At 72.8% G+C, this 15324-nt stretch carries 16 protein-coding genes; 8 read left to right on the forward strand and 8 right to left on the reverse strand.

The genetic code is table 11. From position 1 onward, the window contains the following. Window positions 1-7 precede the first annotated feature (7 nt). The 7 genes from J2S42_RS34750 to J2S42_RS34780 all read left to right on the forward strand — a co-directional run bounded on the left by J2S42_RS34750 (window position 8) and on the right by J2S42_RS34780 (window position 8698). Window positions 8-1144, forward strand: coding sequence for an ROK family protein (locus J2S42_RS34750; protein ID WP_307246128.1), 1137 nt, complete (start codon window positions 8-10; stop codon window positions 1142-1144). A gap of 636 nt (window positions 1145-1780) precedes the next feature. Then, window positions 1781-3985, forward strand: coding sequence for a putative bifunctional diguanylate cyclase/phosphodiesterase (locus tag J2S42_RS34755; protein ID WP_307246130.1), 2205 nt, complete (start codon window positions 1781-1783; stop codon window positions 3983-3985). 139 nt (window positions 3986-4124) lie between these two features. Further along, complete coding sequence (locus J2S42_RS34760; RefSeq protein WP_307246132.1) at window positions 4125-5774, forward strand: beta-1,3-glucanase family protein; 1650 nt, start codon at window positions 4125-4127, stop codon at window positions 5772-5774. A 317-nt stretch (window positions 5775-6091) separates the two neighbouring features. Next, window positions 6092-6517, forward strand: a complete 426-nt coding sequence (locus J2S42_RS34765; RefSeq protein ID WP_307246133.1) for a YciI family protein — start codon at window positions 6092-6094, stop codon at window positions 6515-6517. Next, the gene (locus tag J2S42_RS34770) at window positions 6514-7710 is read left to right on the forward strand and encodes an RNA polymerase sigma factor (RefSeq protein ID WP_307246135.1); all 1197 of its coding nucleotides are present in this window, start codon (window positions 6514-6516) and stop codon (window positions 7708-7710) included. The genes J2S42_RS34765 and J2S42_RS34770 overlap by 4 nt, the downstream gene beginning before the upstream one ends. A gap of 64 nt (window positions 7711-7774) precedes the next feature. Then, window positions 7775-7963, forward strand: a complete 189-nt coding sequence (locus J2S42_RS34775; RefSeq protein ID WP_307246137.1) for a hypothetical protein — start codon at window positions 7775-7777, stop codon at window positions 7961-7963. A 126-nt stretch (window positions 7964-8089) separates the two neighbouring features. After that, window positions 8090-8698, forward strand: coding sequence for a thiaminase II/PqqC family protein (locus tag J2S42_RS34780; protein WP_307246139.1), 609 nt, complete (start codon window positions 8090-8092; stop codon window positions 8696-8698). On the opposite strand, the gene J2S42_RS34785 is transcribed toward J2S42_RS34780, so the two are convergent. From J2S42_RS34785 to J2S42_RS34815, 7 genes are all read right to left on the reverse strand, one after another. Continuing rightward, window positions 8692-8841 (reverse strand): hypothetical protein, encoded by a 150-nt coding sequence (locus tag J2S42_RS34785; protein ID WP_307246141.1) that lies wholly within the window; start codon window positions 8839-8841, stop codon window positions 8692-8694. The two genes, J2S42_RS34780 and J2S42_RS34785, sit on opposite strands and share 7 nt — an antisense overlap. An 86-nt stretch (window positions 8842-8927) precedes the next feature. Next, window positions 8928-10142 (reverse strand): phosphoglycerate dehydrogenase, encoded by a 1215-nt coding sequence (gene serA / locus J2S42_RS34790; protein ID WP_307246143.1) that lies wholly within the window; start codon window positions 10140-10142, stop codon window positions 8928-8930. A 375-nt stretch (window positions 10143-10517) separates the two neighbouring features. Continuing rightward, a complete protein-coding gene (locus tag J2S42_RS34795) occupies window positions 10518-10967 on the reverse strand; it encodes a hypothetical protein (RefSeq protein WP_307246145.1) in 450 nt (149 codons plus the stop codon). Further along, window positions 10964-11479 carry an RNA polymerase sigma factor gene (locus tag J2S42_RS34800; RefSeq protein ID WP_307246148.1) on the reverse strand — a complete coding sequence of 172 codons (516 nt, stop codon included), beginning with the start codon at window positions 11477-11479 and terminating at the stop codon, window positions 10964-10966. Before J2S42_RS34800 ends, J2S42_RS34795 begins: the two co-directional genes overlap by 4 nt. Window positions 11480-11525: 46 nt before the next feature. Next, on the reverse strand, window positions 11526-11768 hold the full coding sequence (locus J2S42_RS34805) for a hypothetical protein (protein ID WP_307246150.1): 243 nt from the start codon (window positions 11766-11768) through the stop codon (window positions 11526-11528). Window positions 11769-11926: 158 nt separating this feature from the next. Continuing rightward, entirely contained in the window at window positions 11927-12280 is a 354-nt protein-coding gene (locus J2S42_RS34810) for a hypothetical protein (RefSeq protein WP_307246152.1), read from the reverse strand. 22 nt (window positions 12281-12302) lie between these two features. Continuing rightward, entirely contained in the window at window positions 12303-13343 is a 1041-nt protein-coding gene (locus tag J2S42_RS34815; protein WP_307246154.1) for an LLM class flavin-dependent oxidoreductase, read from the reverse strand. A gap of 116 nt (window positions 13344-13459) precedes the next feature. Here J2S42_RS34815 and J2S42_RS34820 point away from each other — a divergent pair, with 116 nt between their 5' ends. Then, window positions 13460-14827 (forward strand): serine hydrolase domain-containing protein, encoded by a 1368-nt coding sequence (locus J2S42_RS34820; RefSeq protein WP_307246156.1) that lies wholly within the window; start codon window positions 13460-13462, stop codon window positions 14825-14827. On the opposite strand, the gene J2S42_RS34825 is transcribed toward J2S42_RS34820, so the two are convergent. After that, window positions 14818-15156 carry a cyclic-phosphate processing receiver domain-containing protein gene (locus J2S42_RS34825; protein WP_307246158.1) on the reverse strand — a complete coding sequence of 113 codons (339 nt, stop codon included), beginning with the start codon at window positions 15154-15156 and terminating at the stop codon, window positions 14818-14820. The two genes, J2S42_RS34820 and J2S42_RS34825, sit on opposite strands and share 10 nt — an antisense overlap. Window positions 15157-15324: the final 168 nt, after the last annotated feature.

Genomic DNA, 15324 nt, shown 5'->3' on the forward strand with positions numbered 1-15324 from the left:
CCCGTCTATGGATCGCCGGTCATCGATCACCGCGATCGTCCGCGCCGTGCTGGCGGCCGGTCCACTGCGCCGCGCCGACCTGGAGGCGCGGACCGGCCTGTCCCAACCCACGATCGCGAAACTGACCCGGTCCCTGATCGACGCCGGCTACCTCACCGAGACGACCGAGGGCGGCGGCCCCGGGCGGATCGGCCGGCCCGCGGCCGCGCTCGACGTGCGCGCCGACCGCGAGTTCTTCGCCGGCGTCAAGGTCACCCCCGGCGAGCTGATCGGCGTCGTCACCGATCTGCGCGCGGTCGTGCGCGTCACCGCCCACGCCCCGCTCGGCGACGCCCGCACACCCCCCGACGTGGTCCGCGCGATCACCCACCTGGTAGCCGGCCTGCGTGAACGTGTCGGTCCGGTGAGCGGGCTGGGGGTCTCGGTCGCCGGTGACGTCGACCGGAGTACCGGGCTCGCGCGTTACGAGCCGTTTCTCGGCTGGCGGGACGTCCCGCTCGCCGCGCTGTGCGCGGCCGCGACCGGCCTGCCCACGGTGGTGGACAACGACATCCGCGCGCTCACCGAGGCGGAGAACTGGTTCGGCGCGGGCGCGGGCGCCCGGTCGTTCCTGCTGGTCGCGGTCGGATCCGGGGTCACCAGCGGGCTCGTCGTCGACGGCCGGGTGCTGACCGGCGCGCACGGCGTGGCCGGCGAACTGGGCCATGTCCCGGTCGACCGCCGCGGTCCCAAGTGCTACTGCGGCGCACGCGGCTGCCTCGAGGCGATCGCGTCCGAGCCCGCGCTGCTGCGCCGCATCGCCGAGACCACCGGCACCCCCGCGATCACGCTGGATCGCGCCATCGAGTTGGCCCGCCTCGGCGACCCGCGGGTCGGCGAGGCATTCGCCGAGGCGGGCCGCGCCATCGGGCAGGCGGTCGGCGGAGTGATCAACCTGTTCGGCCCCGAACTGGTCGTCTTCTCCGCCGACCACCTCGACGGCTTCGCCCTCCTCGACCCCCACATCCGCACCGCCATCGACACCCACGCCTATGGCGCCGCCGCCCGCGCCACCGTCGCCGTCCGCCCTCTCCCGTTCGACCAGTGGGCCCGCGGTGCCGCCACCGTCGCCATCACCCACCACCTGACCTCCACCCCCATCTGACCCCACCCCGCCACCCACGCCGCACTGCCACCCACGCCGCACTGCCGCCCACGCCGCGCTGCTGCCGGTGTCACCCCGCCACCCGCTGCCCGCCCCACCACCCGCACCGCAGCGCTGCCGGCCCTCGCCCACCACTCGTGCCGCGCTGCTGTCGGCGTCGCCCGCGGGCGGCGTCCCGGCCGCGTCGGGTCGCGCACCACGCCTGTTCCCGCCGAGGGCTAGGGGGCTGGGCGGCGAGGGCGCGGGCGTGGCTGGTGGGGCGGCTGCGGCGCGGGCTCGGCGGCGGGCAGCGGTGGGGGAGGGGGTGGGGGTGTGGTGACCGGCGGCGGCACTGGGGCCCGCGGGAGCACTGGGGAAGTGGGCACGCCGGAAGTGGGAAGAGCGGCTCGTTGCCCTTGATCTTTATGGGGGTGGTGGGGTTTTCGGGTCCCGCGGGCGGGCAAGAGGATCTACGCTACCTCGGTGGATCGATGAAGATCCGCGGTAGGCCGGCCGGTGCGGGTCCGTGCGGGAAAGCCGAATGAAACGCGGTGGCCTGCCGATCGGGAGGGTGTTCATCGACCTTCAGGGGTGGGACGGCTGAGCGCACGGGCAGGGGCGGACGGCGGCGACCGGTGGCGTGACCGGTTGTGGTGGATGTTCGCGCTCGTCGGGGTGGTGGCGACCGGGCTGTACGTGGCCGATGTCGCGCCGCTGGTGGACTTCGCGCTGATCGGTGCGGGCGCGATCGCGGCCTGTTTCGCCAGCCCGGCCATGCACGACATCAGGCCGGCCCGGGCCTGGCACACGCTGGGGATCGCCGGCGCGTTCATGCTGACCGGGGCGATCCTGCGGCCGATCGTGGTGCCGTACGGGTCGGCGCTGCCGGCGGAGGCGTTCACCGTGCCGGGGTACGTGCTGATGATCGCCGCGCTGGCCGACTTCGCGTACGGGCGGCGGGCGATCGACCGGCACTCGGTGATCGACGGGCTGATCGTCTGTGTCGGCGCGACCACCGTGTTCACGCTGCTGTTCGCGATCCCGGCGATCTCGATCCCGGGCCGGCCGGTGCTGATCTCGGTGCTGGCCGGGCTCTATCCGACGTTCGACGCGATCCTGGTGCTGCTGGTGGTGATGCTGGCGTTCAGCACGGCGGCGCGGCGGGCCTCGTTCCGGCTGCTGCTCGGCATGATGGTGCTCATCTTCATCGGGGACCTGGCGTACGCGACCATCGGCAACCAGGGCGAGTTCTACACGTCGCCGGTGCTGGACGTGCCGTTCCTGCTGGCGTTCACGCTGGGCGGCGCGTCCGCGCTGCATCCGACCGCGCGGGAGCTGGTCCGGGCGGTGCCGCTGCCGGTGCAGCCGTGGTCGCTCGCCCGGCTCGCGGTGATCATTCCGGCGGTGGCGGCGCCGTTCGTGCTGACCGTCGCGGGCGCGGCGCGCACCGGCGTGGAGCGCTGGATCGTCGGGCTCGGCGGCGCGGTGATCGTGCTGCTGCTGATCCTGCGCGCGGTCAGCGCGGTGCAGGCGAACGCGGCGGCGCAGGCCCGGTTCGAGTACCAGGCCACGCACGACGAGCTGACCGGGCTGCCGAACCGGCGGCGGCTCACCCAGATCCTGGAGGAGCTGCTCGCGGACCCGTCCGGTCGCGGCGCGGTCTGGGTGTTCTTCCTCGACCTGGACGGCTTCAAGATTGTCAACGACTCGTGGGGGCACCCGTCCGGTGACCGGCTGATCCGGCGGATCGGCCAGCGTCTGCGGGACACGCTGCCGCCGGAGGCCACGATCGCGCGAATCGGCGGCGACGAGTTCGTGGTGATCCGGCGCGGCACCGAGGCGGAGGCGCTGGAGCAGGCGCAGCAGATCGTGGACTGCGTGGAGCCGCCGACCCGGGTCGGGCCGGCCGAGGTGGTGATCACCGCGTCGATGGGGATCGTGGCCGCGACGCGGCCGGACGACACCGCGGACTCGCTGCTGCGGGACGCGGACACCGCGATGTACCGGACCAAGGCGGCCGGGCGCGGGAAGTGGACCGTGTTCGACGCGTCCATGCGCGAGGCCGTGCAGGAGCGGCTGGAGATCGAGAGCGCACTGCGGGCCGCGCTGGCCGACGGCCAGCTCCAGGTGTTCTACCAGCCGATCGTCGACCTGGAGAGCGGGCGGCCGCGCGGCGCGGAGGCGCTGGTCCGGTGGGAGCACCCGGAGAAGGGCCCGATCGGGCCGAACGTGTTCATCCCGGTCGCGGAGGAGTCCCGGCTGATCACCGGCATCGGCGCGTTCGTGCTGCGCGACGCGGTGCGGCAGCTGGCGGCGTGGCGGGCCGACGGCGTGGTCGGCGACGACTTCTGGATGTCGATCAACGTGTCGCCGCGCCAGCTGACCGAACCGTGCTTCACCGGCGTGGTGGCGGAGGCGTTGCGCACGCACGGCGTACCGGCGCGGTGCGTGGCCCTGGAGATCACCGAGTCGGTGATGGTGGAGGGCGGCGACATCAGCGAGGGTGCGCTGCGCGACCTGCGCGCGCTCGGCGTCTCGATCTCGGTGGACGACTTCGGCACCGGCTTCTCGTCGCTCGGCTACCTGCGGCGGCACCCGGTCACCAGCGTGAAGATCGACCGTTCGTTCGTCTCCGGGCTCGGTGCCAGCAGCTCGGACGAGGAGATCGTCCGCGCGGTGGTCGCGATGAGCACCGCGCTCGGGCTGGCCGTGGTCGCCGAGGGCGTGGAGAGCACGGCGCAGCGGGACGTGCTCGGCCGGCTCGGCGTGCGGCTCTGCCAGGGATGGCTGTGGGGCAAGGCGGTGGACGCCCGTGCGTTCGCGGAGCGTTGGTCGGTTGATCACACCGTGAAAGCACGCTAAGAGAACGCTCTCAGATTTAGGGATCCTTAGGGTACGGACCCGTTGACCTGCCATTGTGCGGTTGGACAGACTCGCTTACGTCCAATTCAGCGGAGTCGCCGGAAAGTTGGCGGCTTGTGTGGTAAGAGGCGGTTTGCACATGGCGTCCCGGAGAAAGTTCCTCGGTCTCGCGGCGATCGGTGCGGTGGCGGTCGGCGCCCCGCTCGTGGCCACGGCCATCAACTCACGGGCGTTCGCCGCCGACGGTCTGCCGATGACGATCGTCAACTCGTCCGGGACGTTCGGCAACAACGAGATATTCGTCTACGTCGTCGGCACCGAGTTGGCCACCGGCCGCCAGGGCTACGTCAAGCAGAGCGGCGTCTTCACGCCCTGCTCCCCGTCGGACAACGGTGCCGACGGGTTCGCCGACCTGTCGGTGAAGCTGAACGCGACCGGCACCACCACGATCAACCTGCCGAAGATGTCCGGCCGGGTGTACTTCGCGATCAAGGACAAGCTGAAGTTCAAGGTGGTCACGGACGGCGCCGGCAACTCCGCGCTGCAGTACCCGGCCGGCTGGGTGGCGAACGACCCCAGCTTCTCCGTGCTGCACGACTGCGTCGAGTTCACCCACAGCGACGCCGGGATGTTCTGCAACTCGACCATGGTCGACATGTTCAGCATCCCGCTCGGGATCAAGCTGACCGGCTCGAAGGAGCAGGTTACCGGCGTGCTCAAACCGGGCGGCCGGGACGCGATCTTCGCGGCGGCCCGCGCGCTGCCGGACTTCCGGCGTCTGGTCATCGGCGACGACCTGCGGGTGATCGCGCCCGGTCACGGCATCGGCGCCGGCCTGTTCTCCGCGTCGTACTTCGACTCCGCGATCGACGAGGTGTGGGCCAAGTACGCCACCACGGACCTCAAGGCCACCACCAACGCGGGTACGTTCACCGGCCGCGTCACCGGCGGGCTGTTCACGTTCGACAAGGGCGTCAAGGCGTTCGCGAAGCCGACCACCAAGGACGTGCTCTTCTGCGACGGCGCGCTGGCCGCCCCGAACGACGGCATCACCGGCCCGGTCGCGGCCATCCTCGGCGCCGGCTTCAACCGCTCGACGCTGATCAGCCAGCCGAACCAGCCGAGCACCGACCCGTCCACGTTCTACCGGGCGCCGATCAGCAACCACTACTCGCGGATCATCCACGAGCAGACGGTGGACGGTAAGGCGTACGGGTTCGCGTTCGACGACGTGGTCGACTTCGCGTCCTACATCCAGGACACGGCGCCGCGGGCGTGGGAGGTCACGATCGAGCCGTTCGGGTCCGCGAACCCGAACCCCGGTCCGTCCGCCTCGGCGGCCGCCACCGCGACGGCCACGGCGTCCGCGGTCGCCACCGCACCGGGCGGCACCCGGAGCGCGTTCGCCGCGCTGCCGGCCGCGACCGCGGACGCGCAGGCCGGCACGCAGGTCGAGGGCAGCACGGTGGCGTACGTCGCGAACGGCGACTGGCTGCGCTTCGACAACGTGGCGTTCGGCACCGACCCGGTCCGGCAGTTCACGGTGCGGGCCGCGTCCGGCGCGCCGACCGGCGTCTCCGGCCTGATCGAGGTGCGCCTCGGCTCGCGCTCCGCCGCCCCGGTGGGCACGATCGCGGTCGGCAACACCGGCGGCTGGCAGTCCTGGCGCTCGGTCGCCGGCGCGCTCGGCGGCGGCGGTGTCACCGGCACCCACACGGTCTTCCTGACGTTCGCCAGTGGCCAGCCGGCCGACTTCGTGAACGTCGACTGGCTTCAGTTCGCCCGCTGATCACGCGCACCCGCCGGGACTCGGCCGCAGTGGGCGGCGGCCGGTCCCCAGGCCACGACTTGTGGGCAGTGGCCGGTCCTTAGGGGTGGCGGGAGCGCGTGCGGCGGGGTTGATGGCGGCACCCGGTTGCGTCGATCGGTCAGGATCGGCGGGGCCGGGTGCCGCCCCTTTCCCGTGCCGCTCCCGCGGCCGACGGCCACGATCCTGCGGCGGTACGGGCGCCGAGCGCGATATTTTCGTCCCGCCGGTGTCCGGTGGCGGCGGGTGGCTCCGACGTCTCCTGCGAAACCGTCACCGCACCACCGGAGGAGACCGCGATGAAGTACATGATCCTCAGCTACGCCGCCCAGCTCGACTACGACGAGATGGGCGGGCGGGACACCGGGCGGCCGGCCTGGACGCCCGAGGAGATGGCCGCGATGGGCGAGTTCATGGTCGCGTTCAACCAGAAGCTGGCCGAGTCCGGCGAGCTGGTCGAGACGCGCGCGCTCGCCGCACCGGTGCTCACCCGCCGGGTCGCGCCGGACCTGGCCGGCGGGCTGCCGGTGGTCACGGACGGGCCGTACGCGGAGACCCAGGAGGTCCTGGCCGGCTACTGGATCGTCGACGTGGACGGCATCGACCGGGCCACCGAGATCGCCGCCATGCTGAACGACACACCGGCCCCGGCGCACGTCCGGGCCGGGGCGTACGCGGACGTCCGCCCGCTCATGGACGAGCGCGCCGAGCTGCTCGAGTCGTGACCGTCCCGCTCGAGGACCTGTTGCGTGAGCTGGCGCCGCAGGTCCTCGGCGCGGTGGTCCGCCGGTACGGCCACTTCGACACGGCCGAGGACGCGGTGCAGGAGGCGCTGCTCGCGGCGGTCCGGGACTGGCCGCGCCGGGGCCGCCCCGACGACCCGCGTGCCTGGCTGATCACGGTGGCCGCGCGCCGGCTGACCGATCTGCTGCGCGCGGACTCGTCGCGCCTCCGTCGCGAGTGGACGGTCGCGCTGCGCCGCGACGACGCCGACGTCCCGGACGCGGACGACTCGCTCGTGCTGCTGTTCCTCTGCTGTCATCCGGCGCTGTCCGTACCGGCGCAGCTGTCCCTGACGTTGAAGGCGGTCGGCGGGCTGAGCACGGCCGAGGTGGCCCGCGCGCTGTTGGTCCCGGAAGCCACGATCACCCGCCGGATCACGCGCGCGAAGACCGCGATCCGGGACAGCGGCGCCACGTTCCGGCTGCCGTCCCGCGCCGAATGGGACGACCGGCTCGCGGTCGTCCTCCGCGTCCTCTACCTGATCTTCAACGAGGGGTACGCGAGCACCGCCGGCCCGTCGCTGCAACGCGTCGAGCTGGCCGCCGAGGCGATCCGGCTGACCCGGCTGGTGCACCGCCTGCTGCCCGCGGACAGCGAGGTGCTCGGTCTGCTCGCGCTGATGCTGCTCACCCACGCCCGGTGCGCGGCCCGGACCGCCCCGGACGGTGCGCTGATCCCGATGGACGCGCAGGACCGCACGCTCTGGGACGCGGCCGCGATCGACGAGGGCATCGCGCTGATCACGGCCGCGCTGCCGGCCGGGCCGACCGGCCCGTACCAGCTGCAGGCCGCGATCGCGGCGGTGCACGACGAGGCGCCGTCCGCTGCGGACACCGACTGGCCGCAGATCGAGGCGCTGTACGGCCTGCTGCTGCGCGTCGACGCGTCCCCGGTCGTCCGGCTCAACCATGCGGTCGCGGCCGCGATGGCCCGGGGCCCGGCCGCCGGGCTCGCGCTGCTCGACGACGTGCCGCCCGCGTCGCACCGCTGGTACGCGGCCCGCGCCCACCTGCTGGAGAAGGCCGGTGACCCGGCCGGTGCCCGGGACGCCTATCTGGCCGCGGCGGCCCGCACGTCCAGCGTCCCGGAACAGCGTTACCTGCGGGAACGTGCCGGACGCCTGAGCGGCGAGTGAAAGCCGGTCCCGGTGGGTAACCGGGTGTTCACCCTCACCCGCACGACCATCCGAGGTGGCGAGCATGGCCACGGACCGAAACGGGGATCCCATTCAGCCGAGCAGTCCCGCGACCCCCGACGATGACGATGAGCTCGACGCCCTGCGGCGCCGCGTCGCGGAGCGCGCCGGCGAGATCGAGCGCCTCAGCGCCCGGATCAACGACCTGCACGGCGAGATCGTGGCCTACCGCCGGAGCCTGGGTGGCCACTGACCGAACGGGACGGTTCCCGGTCGGCCGAGGCATCCCGGCGGTACGGCCGGCTCGGATCCGTACCGTTGCAGGGTTTTTGTCCGTGCGGCCCGCGCGGTGGCCGGGCCGGATGCCAGCATGCCGGGCATGGACGCGCAACGCTTGCTCGACGAGATCCGCGCCGCCGCCGCACCGGGCCCGAACCCGCTGGTCGACGCGGTCGCGGCGGGCCGGGCCCCGCTGACGGCCGTGGCCGCGCTCGCCGCCGAGGAACAGCTGATCATCCCCAGTGACCGGCGCAGCTTCCTGATCCTGGCCAGCCGCGCCGACGACCCGGAGTTCTTCATCAGCCTGGCCCAGGGCGAGGACCTGGTGCTGCCGCTGGCCGGCCGGCTCGCCGCCGCGACCGGCGTCGACCTCAGCGACTACCAGCCGCGGGCCGGCTGCCAGGGTTACGCCGCCTACGTGGCCTGGCTGGCGCTGCACGCGGACCCGGCCGAGGCCGCGCTCGCCCTGGTGGCGAACTTCGCCGCCTGGGGCGAGTACTGCCGGGCCCTCGCCGCCGGGCTGCGCGCCAACTACGGCTTCGACGACGCGGCCTGCGCCTTCCTCGACTTCTTCGCGACCCCCGCCCCCGAGCTGGAGGCCCAGGCCCTCCGCGCAGCCACCGGGAAACCCCTGCCCACGGCCCATCGCTACGCGCGCCTGCTGCACGAGTTCGAGACCACGTTCTGGCGCACCCTCGCCGGCTACTGACCCGGCAACCCGGCCAGCACGATCCGCAGCGCACCGGCCGCGTCGGTCTCGTCGTGGACCCGGCGGTCCGGCGTGTGCACCACGAACCGGCCCGCGGCGTGCGGTATCGGCGCCCGGCGTGGCGGGCGGAACGTATCCGTCATGCCGTCATGGTGCCGCCGGGACGCATTCCGCGGCACCCGCCGGATCGAGGCGCCGCCGGTCGGCGCCTCGATCCGGGGAGTGCGGGTCAGGCGATGACGCGGAGACGGACGGTCTGGGGGAGCGCGGCGAGCTGGTTGATCAGCTCGGAGGTGAAGTCGATGCCGATGTCGGTGAGCAGGTAGCCGTACTCGCCCTTGGTGGCCAGCAGCTGACCCTCGACGTTCACCGAGTGCTCCGCGAGCACGCTGTTGACCTGCGCGAGCACGCCCGGGGTGTTGCGGTGCAGGTAGACCAGGCGGTGACCGTCGCCGTGCGGCGGCAGCGCGACGGACGGCAGGTTCACGCTGAGCGTGGTGTTGCCCTCGGTCAGGTAGGTCGCCAGCTTGTTGGAGACGAACGCGCCGATGTCGGCCTGCGCCTCCTCGGTCGAGCCGCCGATGTGCGGGGTGAGGATCACGTTCGGCAGGCCGCGCAGTCCGGACTGGAACTCGTCGCCGCGGCCCTTCGGCTCGACCGGGAACACGTCGACGGCCGCGCCCGCGATGTGGCCGCTCTCCAGGTGCCGGCGCAGCGCGTCGTGGTCGATGACGAGGCCGCGGGACAGGTTCAGGAAGATGCTGCCCGGCTTCATCCGGGCGAACTGCTCGTCGCCGAAGAAGCCGCTGTTGCCCGGCCGGCCGTCCACGTGGATGGTCACGATGTCCGCCACGTCCAGCAGCTCGTTGAGCGTGCTGCACCGGCGCGCGTTGCCGAGCGACAGCTTGTCCGCGCTGTCGTAGAAGTAGACGCGCATGCCCAGCGCCTCGGCCAGCACGGACAGCTGGGTGCCGATGTTGCCGTACCCGACGATGCCGAGCCGCCGGCCGCGGACCTCGTGGCTGCCGTCGGCCGCCTTGTCCCAGATGCCGGCGTGCATGCCGTTGTTCTTCTCGGTCAGCCGGCGGGTCAGCGCGATGATCTCGGCGAGCGCCAGCTCGACCACGCTGCGGGTGTTGGAGAACGGTGCGTTGAACACCGCGATGCCGGCCTCGGACGCCGCGACCTGGTCGATCTGGTCGGTGCCGATGCAGAACGCGCCGATCGCGGCCAGATCCTTCGCGGCCTCGATGACGCGCGCGGTCACCTTCGTCTTGGACCGGATGCCGAGCAGCGACACGCCCTCGATCCGCGAGATCAGCTCCTCCTCGTCGAGCGCGGAGGAGACAGACTCGACGACATAGCCCTCGGACTCGAACCGGGCCACCGCGTCGGGGTGGATGTTCTCCAGGAGAAGGACTCGCGCCTTACCGTCGTCGATCATGCGGGTTGATTCCTCAATTTCCCTGCTGCTTGGTGCGGTCGCTCCCACCTTAGCGAGGTACGCATGCGGGTTTCCGTGACCGGCGGCACGGGTCCCACATTGCGTGACGCACGACTCCCGCGGTATCCAGGGATGTCGATCGGTATTGATGGGGTATGCACAGGTGGCTTCCGTTTTCGACCGTTCTGCTTCCGCTGCTGGCGGCACCGGCCCGGGCGTCCGCCCAGGCCGGTGCCGGTCACCCGGATCGGTGACCCGAGCCGGGCCCGGCCGCGCTGCGCCTCGCCCCCTACGACGGGCCGGCCGGCACCGGCCGGTTCCCGCCGCAGGGCATCCGGGTTCTGGACCTCCGGCTCGGCGGATCCACCGGTTCGCTCAGCCGCCCAGCTCCCGCTTGCGGCGCAGCAGCGCGGCGCGGTGTGCGCGCGCCCGCACCAGGTTCACCGCGGCCACGGTGAGCAGGGTCGCGGCGAGCGTCAGCGCGGCCGGCCGGGCCTGGTCGCGGGCGACCGAGACCGCGGTGACGAACGCGGCCAGCACCGTGCACGCGGTCAGCGACAGCCAGGCCGCGATCACCCGGTCCCGGGCGAACAGCGGGTGACGGCGGGTGAGCAGCCAGGCCGCATACGCCACCCAGGCCAGCCCGATCGCGATGACGCCGGCGAACGCGGCCCGGGTTGCCGCGGGCAGCGCCGGTTCGGTCGCCCACAGCGAGGCGACCACGGCGGCGACGGTGAGGCCGCCGAGCCCGGCGGCGACCGCGGCGATGCGGCGGGCCAGGGACAGCCGGGGGGAGAGCGTGCTGAGCAGGTCGTCGGCGTTCATCGCTGAGGTCCCTTCCGGGTGAGGGCGTCGCGCAGCAGCCGGCGGCCGCGGGCGAGGCGTGACTTGACCGTGCCGACCGGGACGTCGCAGATCTCGGCGCAGGACTCCAGGGAGAGGTCCTGAAGGTAGAAGAGGATCAGCAGCTCGCGTTCGCGGACCGGGACGCCGGCCAGCCCGGCCGCGATCGTGGCGCGGTCCGCGACCAGGTCGCCGACGTCGGGTTCGGGCGCGGTGGTCTCGGCGGCCGGCTGCGCGTACTCCGCGCGGAGCCGGTTGGTGACGGCCCGCCGGGCGATGCGGAACAGCCACGGCGCGAACCGCGCGGGCTCGCGGAGGCGGGGCAGGCCGCGGACGACGGCGAGCCACACCTCCTGGGCCACGTCGTCCGCGTCGCGGGGGCCGATCATGCGGCGGGCGAACGTGTGTACCGGATCGTGCCAGGCCCGGACCAGGTCGGCGAACGCGTCCCGCTCGCCGAGCTGGGCGCGGACGACCAGCAGTTCATCGTGCATCGGTGCCTCCTTTCCCGGGTTCAGTCGGGGAAGGAGGCATCCGGGTTCACGCGGCGTCGGGTGCCAGGTACTGCCGGGCCCACTCGGGGACGCGCTTGGCCTTCTTGTAGCGACGGGTCACCCGGATGCGCGGGGCCTCGACGCACTGGCCGCTGATCGACAGCTGCTGGAACTCGCCGTCGTCGAAGACCACGGTGACGTTGTCCGGCGCGATCGTGCGGCCCGGGTGGTCCGTCTCGACGACGGGCACGCCGGAGACGGGGTAGTGGTACTCGTCGGTGGTGCTCACGTGAGGGGTCTCCCGATCGGTCGGAACCAGAGATTCACTCTACGGCCGAGGCCGCACCGGCGCAGTCTCCGTGACGTCTGTGGCGGCTGTGGTGTCGCGCCTGTTTCGACGGCGTGTGCGCACCCGCCGTACGACCCCGGACCCGCGGCGGAGCGCGGTCACGACGAGAGTTCGGCCGCGGCGGCGCGCAGGTAGGCGTCGACCGCGCCCCGGTCGAGGCCGCGCAGCACCACCGGGAACGCGGCGCCGCGTGCCTCGGCGGCCACGGCCGCGCGCAGCGCCGGGTCGCCGGAGCGGCGCGCGGTGTCGACCCGGGCGACCAGTGCCTGCACGTGGCCGATGTCGTAGCCGCGCAGCACCACGAGGAACTGCGGCGTGCCGGTGTAGCCCTGCGGGCCCGGGGCCTCGGTGGCCCGGCGGGCCCGCCGGAGCGTCACGACGAGCACGGTGAGAGCGACCAGCGCGGCCAGCGTGCCCAGCGTGCCGAGTGCCGGCGGGAGCGTCGATGTCACCCGCACACCGTAGCCGCGGGCGTCAATCCGCCAGCAGCTCGCGGACCCGGGGGATGACCTGCGTGCCGTACAGCTCGATCGAGCGGCTCATCGCGTCGTGCGGGAGCGTGCCGTTGGAGTACTTCAGGTCGAACCGCTGGATGCCGAGCGCCTTGATCGTCCGGGCGATCTTCTGCGCCACCGTCTCCGGCGAGCCGACGTGCAGCGCGCCCTCGGCGATGTCCGAGTCGAAGCGGCGGCGGGTCATCGGCGGCCAGCCGCGCTCCCGGCCGATCCGGTCCATGATCACGCGCAGGTGCGGCCAGAGCGTGTCCGCCGCCTCCCGGTCGGTCTCCGCGACGAACCCGGGCGCGTGCACCGCGACCGGCAGCTTCGGCGTGCCCAGCTCGGTCAGCGCCCGGTGGTACAGCTCGACGTACGGCGCGAACCGGGCCGGCTCACCACCGATGATCGCCAGCACCAGCGGCAGTTTGTACGACGCCGCGCGCACCACCGACTCCGGGCTGCCGCCGACGCCGATCCACGTGGTGATCCGGCCCGACTCGGTCTTCGGGTAGACCTCCTGCTTCGCCAGCGCCGCGCGGACCGTGCCGGACCAGGTGACCGGGCCCTCGTCGAGCAGGTGCGACATCAGGTCCAGCTTCTCGACGAACAGCTTCTCGTAGTCGCGCAGCTCGTACCCGAACAGCGGGAACGACTCGGTGAACGAGCCCCGGCCCAGCGTGATCTCGGCGCGTCCGTGCGAGATCGCGTCCAGCGTGGCGAACCGCTCGAACACCCGCACCGGGTCGTCCGAGCTGAGCACGGTCACGGCCGTACCCAGCCGGATCGTGGAGGTGCGTGCCGCGATCGCGGCCAGCACGATCTCCGGCGCGGACACCGCGTAGTCGTCCCGGTGGTGCTCGCCGACGCCGAACGCGTCCACCCCTACCTGCTCGGCCAGCACGGCCTGCTCCACCACGTCGCGGATGACCTGCGCGTACGGCAACCGTTTGCCGTCCGGGCCGGCCGTCACGTCGCCGAAGGTGTCCAGCCCGAACCGCACGCTCTGTTCCTCGTTCACGGGTCCCAGTCAACCGCTCGATTCCCGGCAGCTGCAAATCCAGATCAAACGCATGCACCGGTACGAATCTCGCGCGCCGGATTCCGTACCGCTGCAACGGTTTTAGGGTGGTGTTCATGTCTCTCGATGTGATCAGATCATCACTGCCCGCATTGCTCGCCCGTTTCTCCGTGCCCGGCGCGGTGCTGGCGGTGTCCGCGGGCGGTGAACGGTTCGCGCTCGCGCACGGCGTGCTCAACTCGCGGACCGGCGTCGAGGTGACCACCGACTCGCTCTTCCAGGTCGGCTCGATCACCAAGGTCTGGACCACCACGCTGATCATGCAGCTGGCCGCGGAGGGCCTGCTCGAACTGGACGCCCCGGTCCGCGCCTACCTGCCGTCCTTCCGGCTCGGCTCGGAAACCGCCGCGGCGACCGTGACGATCCGCCACCTGCTCTGCCACACCGGCGGTTTCGAGGGCGACCTGTTCACCGACACCGGCCGCGGCGACGACTGCGTGGCCCGGTTCGTCGACACGCTCGGCGACACCCCGCAGCTCTTCCCGCCCGGCACCATGCTCTCCTACAACAACGCCGGTTTCGCCGTCCTCGGCCGCGTCGTCGAGGTGCTACGCGACCGCCCGTTCGACGTCTGCCTGCGCGAGTCGATCGCCGCCCCGCTCGGCATCACCGCGCTCGCCACCGACGCCTACGAGGCGGTTCTGCACCGCACCGCGGTCGGCCACATCGCCCCGTCCCTCGGCGCCCCGCTCGCCCCCGCCCCGGTCTGGGCGCTGCCCCGCTCCAACGCCCCGGCCGGCAGCATGCTCGCGATGAGCGCCGGCGACCTGCTGCTCTTCGCCCGCATGCACATGTCCGGCGGCGACGGCCTGCTCTCCCCGGCCAGCGTCAAGGCGATGCAGCAGCGCGCCGCCGACCGCCCCGCCCCCGGCCTGCCCGGCGCCGGCTGGGGCCTCGGCTGGGAGATCATGAACGACACCGGCACCGTCATCGGCCACGACGGCGGCACCATCGGCCAGGCCGCCTTCCTCCGCGTCATCCCGGACCGCGACGTCGCGATAGCCTTGCTCACCAACGGCGGCGACGCGGCCTCGCTCTACCACGCGCTGCTACCACCGCTGATCGAGGAGCTGACCGGCATCACGCTCCCCGCGCCCGCCCGGCCGCCGGCGCGGCCCGAGCCGATCGACGCCACCCGCTACCTCGGCACCTACTCCTCCCGCGTCGCCGACCTCACCGTCACCCAGGACCCGGCCGGCCGCCTCTGGCTGCACGACACCCCGAAGGGCATCTTCACCCAGCTCGGCCCGCCCACCCCGCCCCAGGAACTCGTCCGCCTCACCGGCGACACGCTGATCGTCCGCGACCACCCCGGCACCGCACACCCGGTCTACGCCTTCCTCGGCACCGACACCGACGGCCGCGCCCTCTTCCTCCACGGCGGCCGCGCCACCAGACGCGTCCCCCGGCCCCGTCAGCGATAGGCGACCGCCGGCACGCCGGGCGCCGGCCGCGCCCGGTAACCCCAGCGCCCCAGCGCCTGGACGAGCGCGGCCACGCCCGGCGGGTTGGCCGAGTGGACGACGACCGTCCCGATGCTGAACGGCTCCCCGTCGAACGCCGCCCGCTCGAGCAGCGCGACGACCGGCCAGACCGTGTCCGTGCCGCCGAGGTCGTGATCGAGCCACAGCTCGTCGATGTGCTCCCCGCGATGCCGGTCGAGCAGCACGACGCCCTCGGCACCGCTGCGGGCCACGAGCACGGCGCGCTCATCGGTGAAGGACCGAAGATCGTCGACGAGGATGGTCGGCACGCGGCCACTATTCGGCCCACGCGCCAGTCCGGCTGAACGGCGACGGCCGCGTGCTTCGCTCGCCACCCCGGGCGGGGCCAATGCCCGGGATGATCTTCCATCCGTGTGGGATCGAAGATCCAGGTGTGGTGGTGGCCGCTTCGATCCGGGCGAAGCGGCCACCAGCGG

The organism is Catenuloplanes indicus (assembly GCF_030813715.1).
In the GTDB taxonomy this organism is placed as follows: domain Bacteria; phylum Actinomycetota; class Actinomycetes; order Mycobacteriales; family Micromonosporaceae; genus Catenuloplanes; species Catenuloplanes indicus.

Coding starts and splice junctions, on each gene's coding strand:
- J2S42_RS34750 (WP_307246128.1), top strand. CDS start 8: ATGGATCGCCGGTCATCGATCACCGCGATCGTCCGCGCCGTGCTGGCG.
- J2S42_RS34755 (WP_307246130.1), top strand. CDS start 1,781: ATGTTCGCGCTCGTCGGGGTGGTGGCGACCGGGCTGTACGTGGCCGAT.
- J2S42_RS34760 (WP_307246132.1), top strand. CDS start 4,125: ATGGCGTCCCGGAGAAAGTTCCTCGGTCTCGCGGCGATCGGTGCGGTG.
- J2S42_RS34765 (WP_307246133.1), top strand. CDS start 6,092: ATGAAGTACATGATCCTCAGCTACGCCGCCCAGCTCGACTACGACGAG.
- J2S42_RS34775 (WP_307246137.1), top strand. CDS start 7,775: ATGGCCACGGACCGAAACGGGGATCCCATTCAGCCGAGCAGTCCCGCG.
- J2S42_RS34780 (WP_307246139.1), top strand. CDS start 8,090: ATGGACGCGCAACGCTTGCTCGACGAGATCCGCGCCGCCGCCGCACCG.
- J2S42_RS34785 (WP_307246141.1), bottom strand. CDS start 8,841: ATGACGGATACGTTCCGCCCGCCACGCCGGGCGCCGATACCGCACGCC.
- serA (WP_307246143.1), bottom strand. CDS start 10,142: ATGATCGACGACGGTAAGGCGCGAGTCCTTCTCCTGGAGAACATCCAC.
- J2S42_RS34795 (WP_307246145.1), bottom strand. CDS start 10,967: ATGAACGCCGACGACCTGCTCAGCACGCTCTCCCCCCGGCTGTCCCTG.
- J2S42_RS34800 (WP_307246148.1), bottom strand. CDS start 11,479: ATGCACGATGAACTGCTGGTCGTCCGCGCCCAGCTCGGCGAGCGGGAC.
- J2S42_RS34820 (WP_307246156.1), top strand. CDS start 13,460: ATGTCTCTCGATGTGATCAGATCATCACTGCCCGCATTGCTCGCCCGT.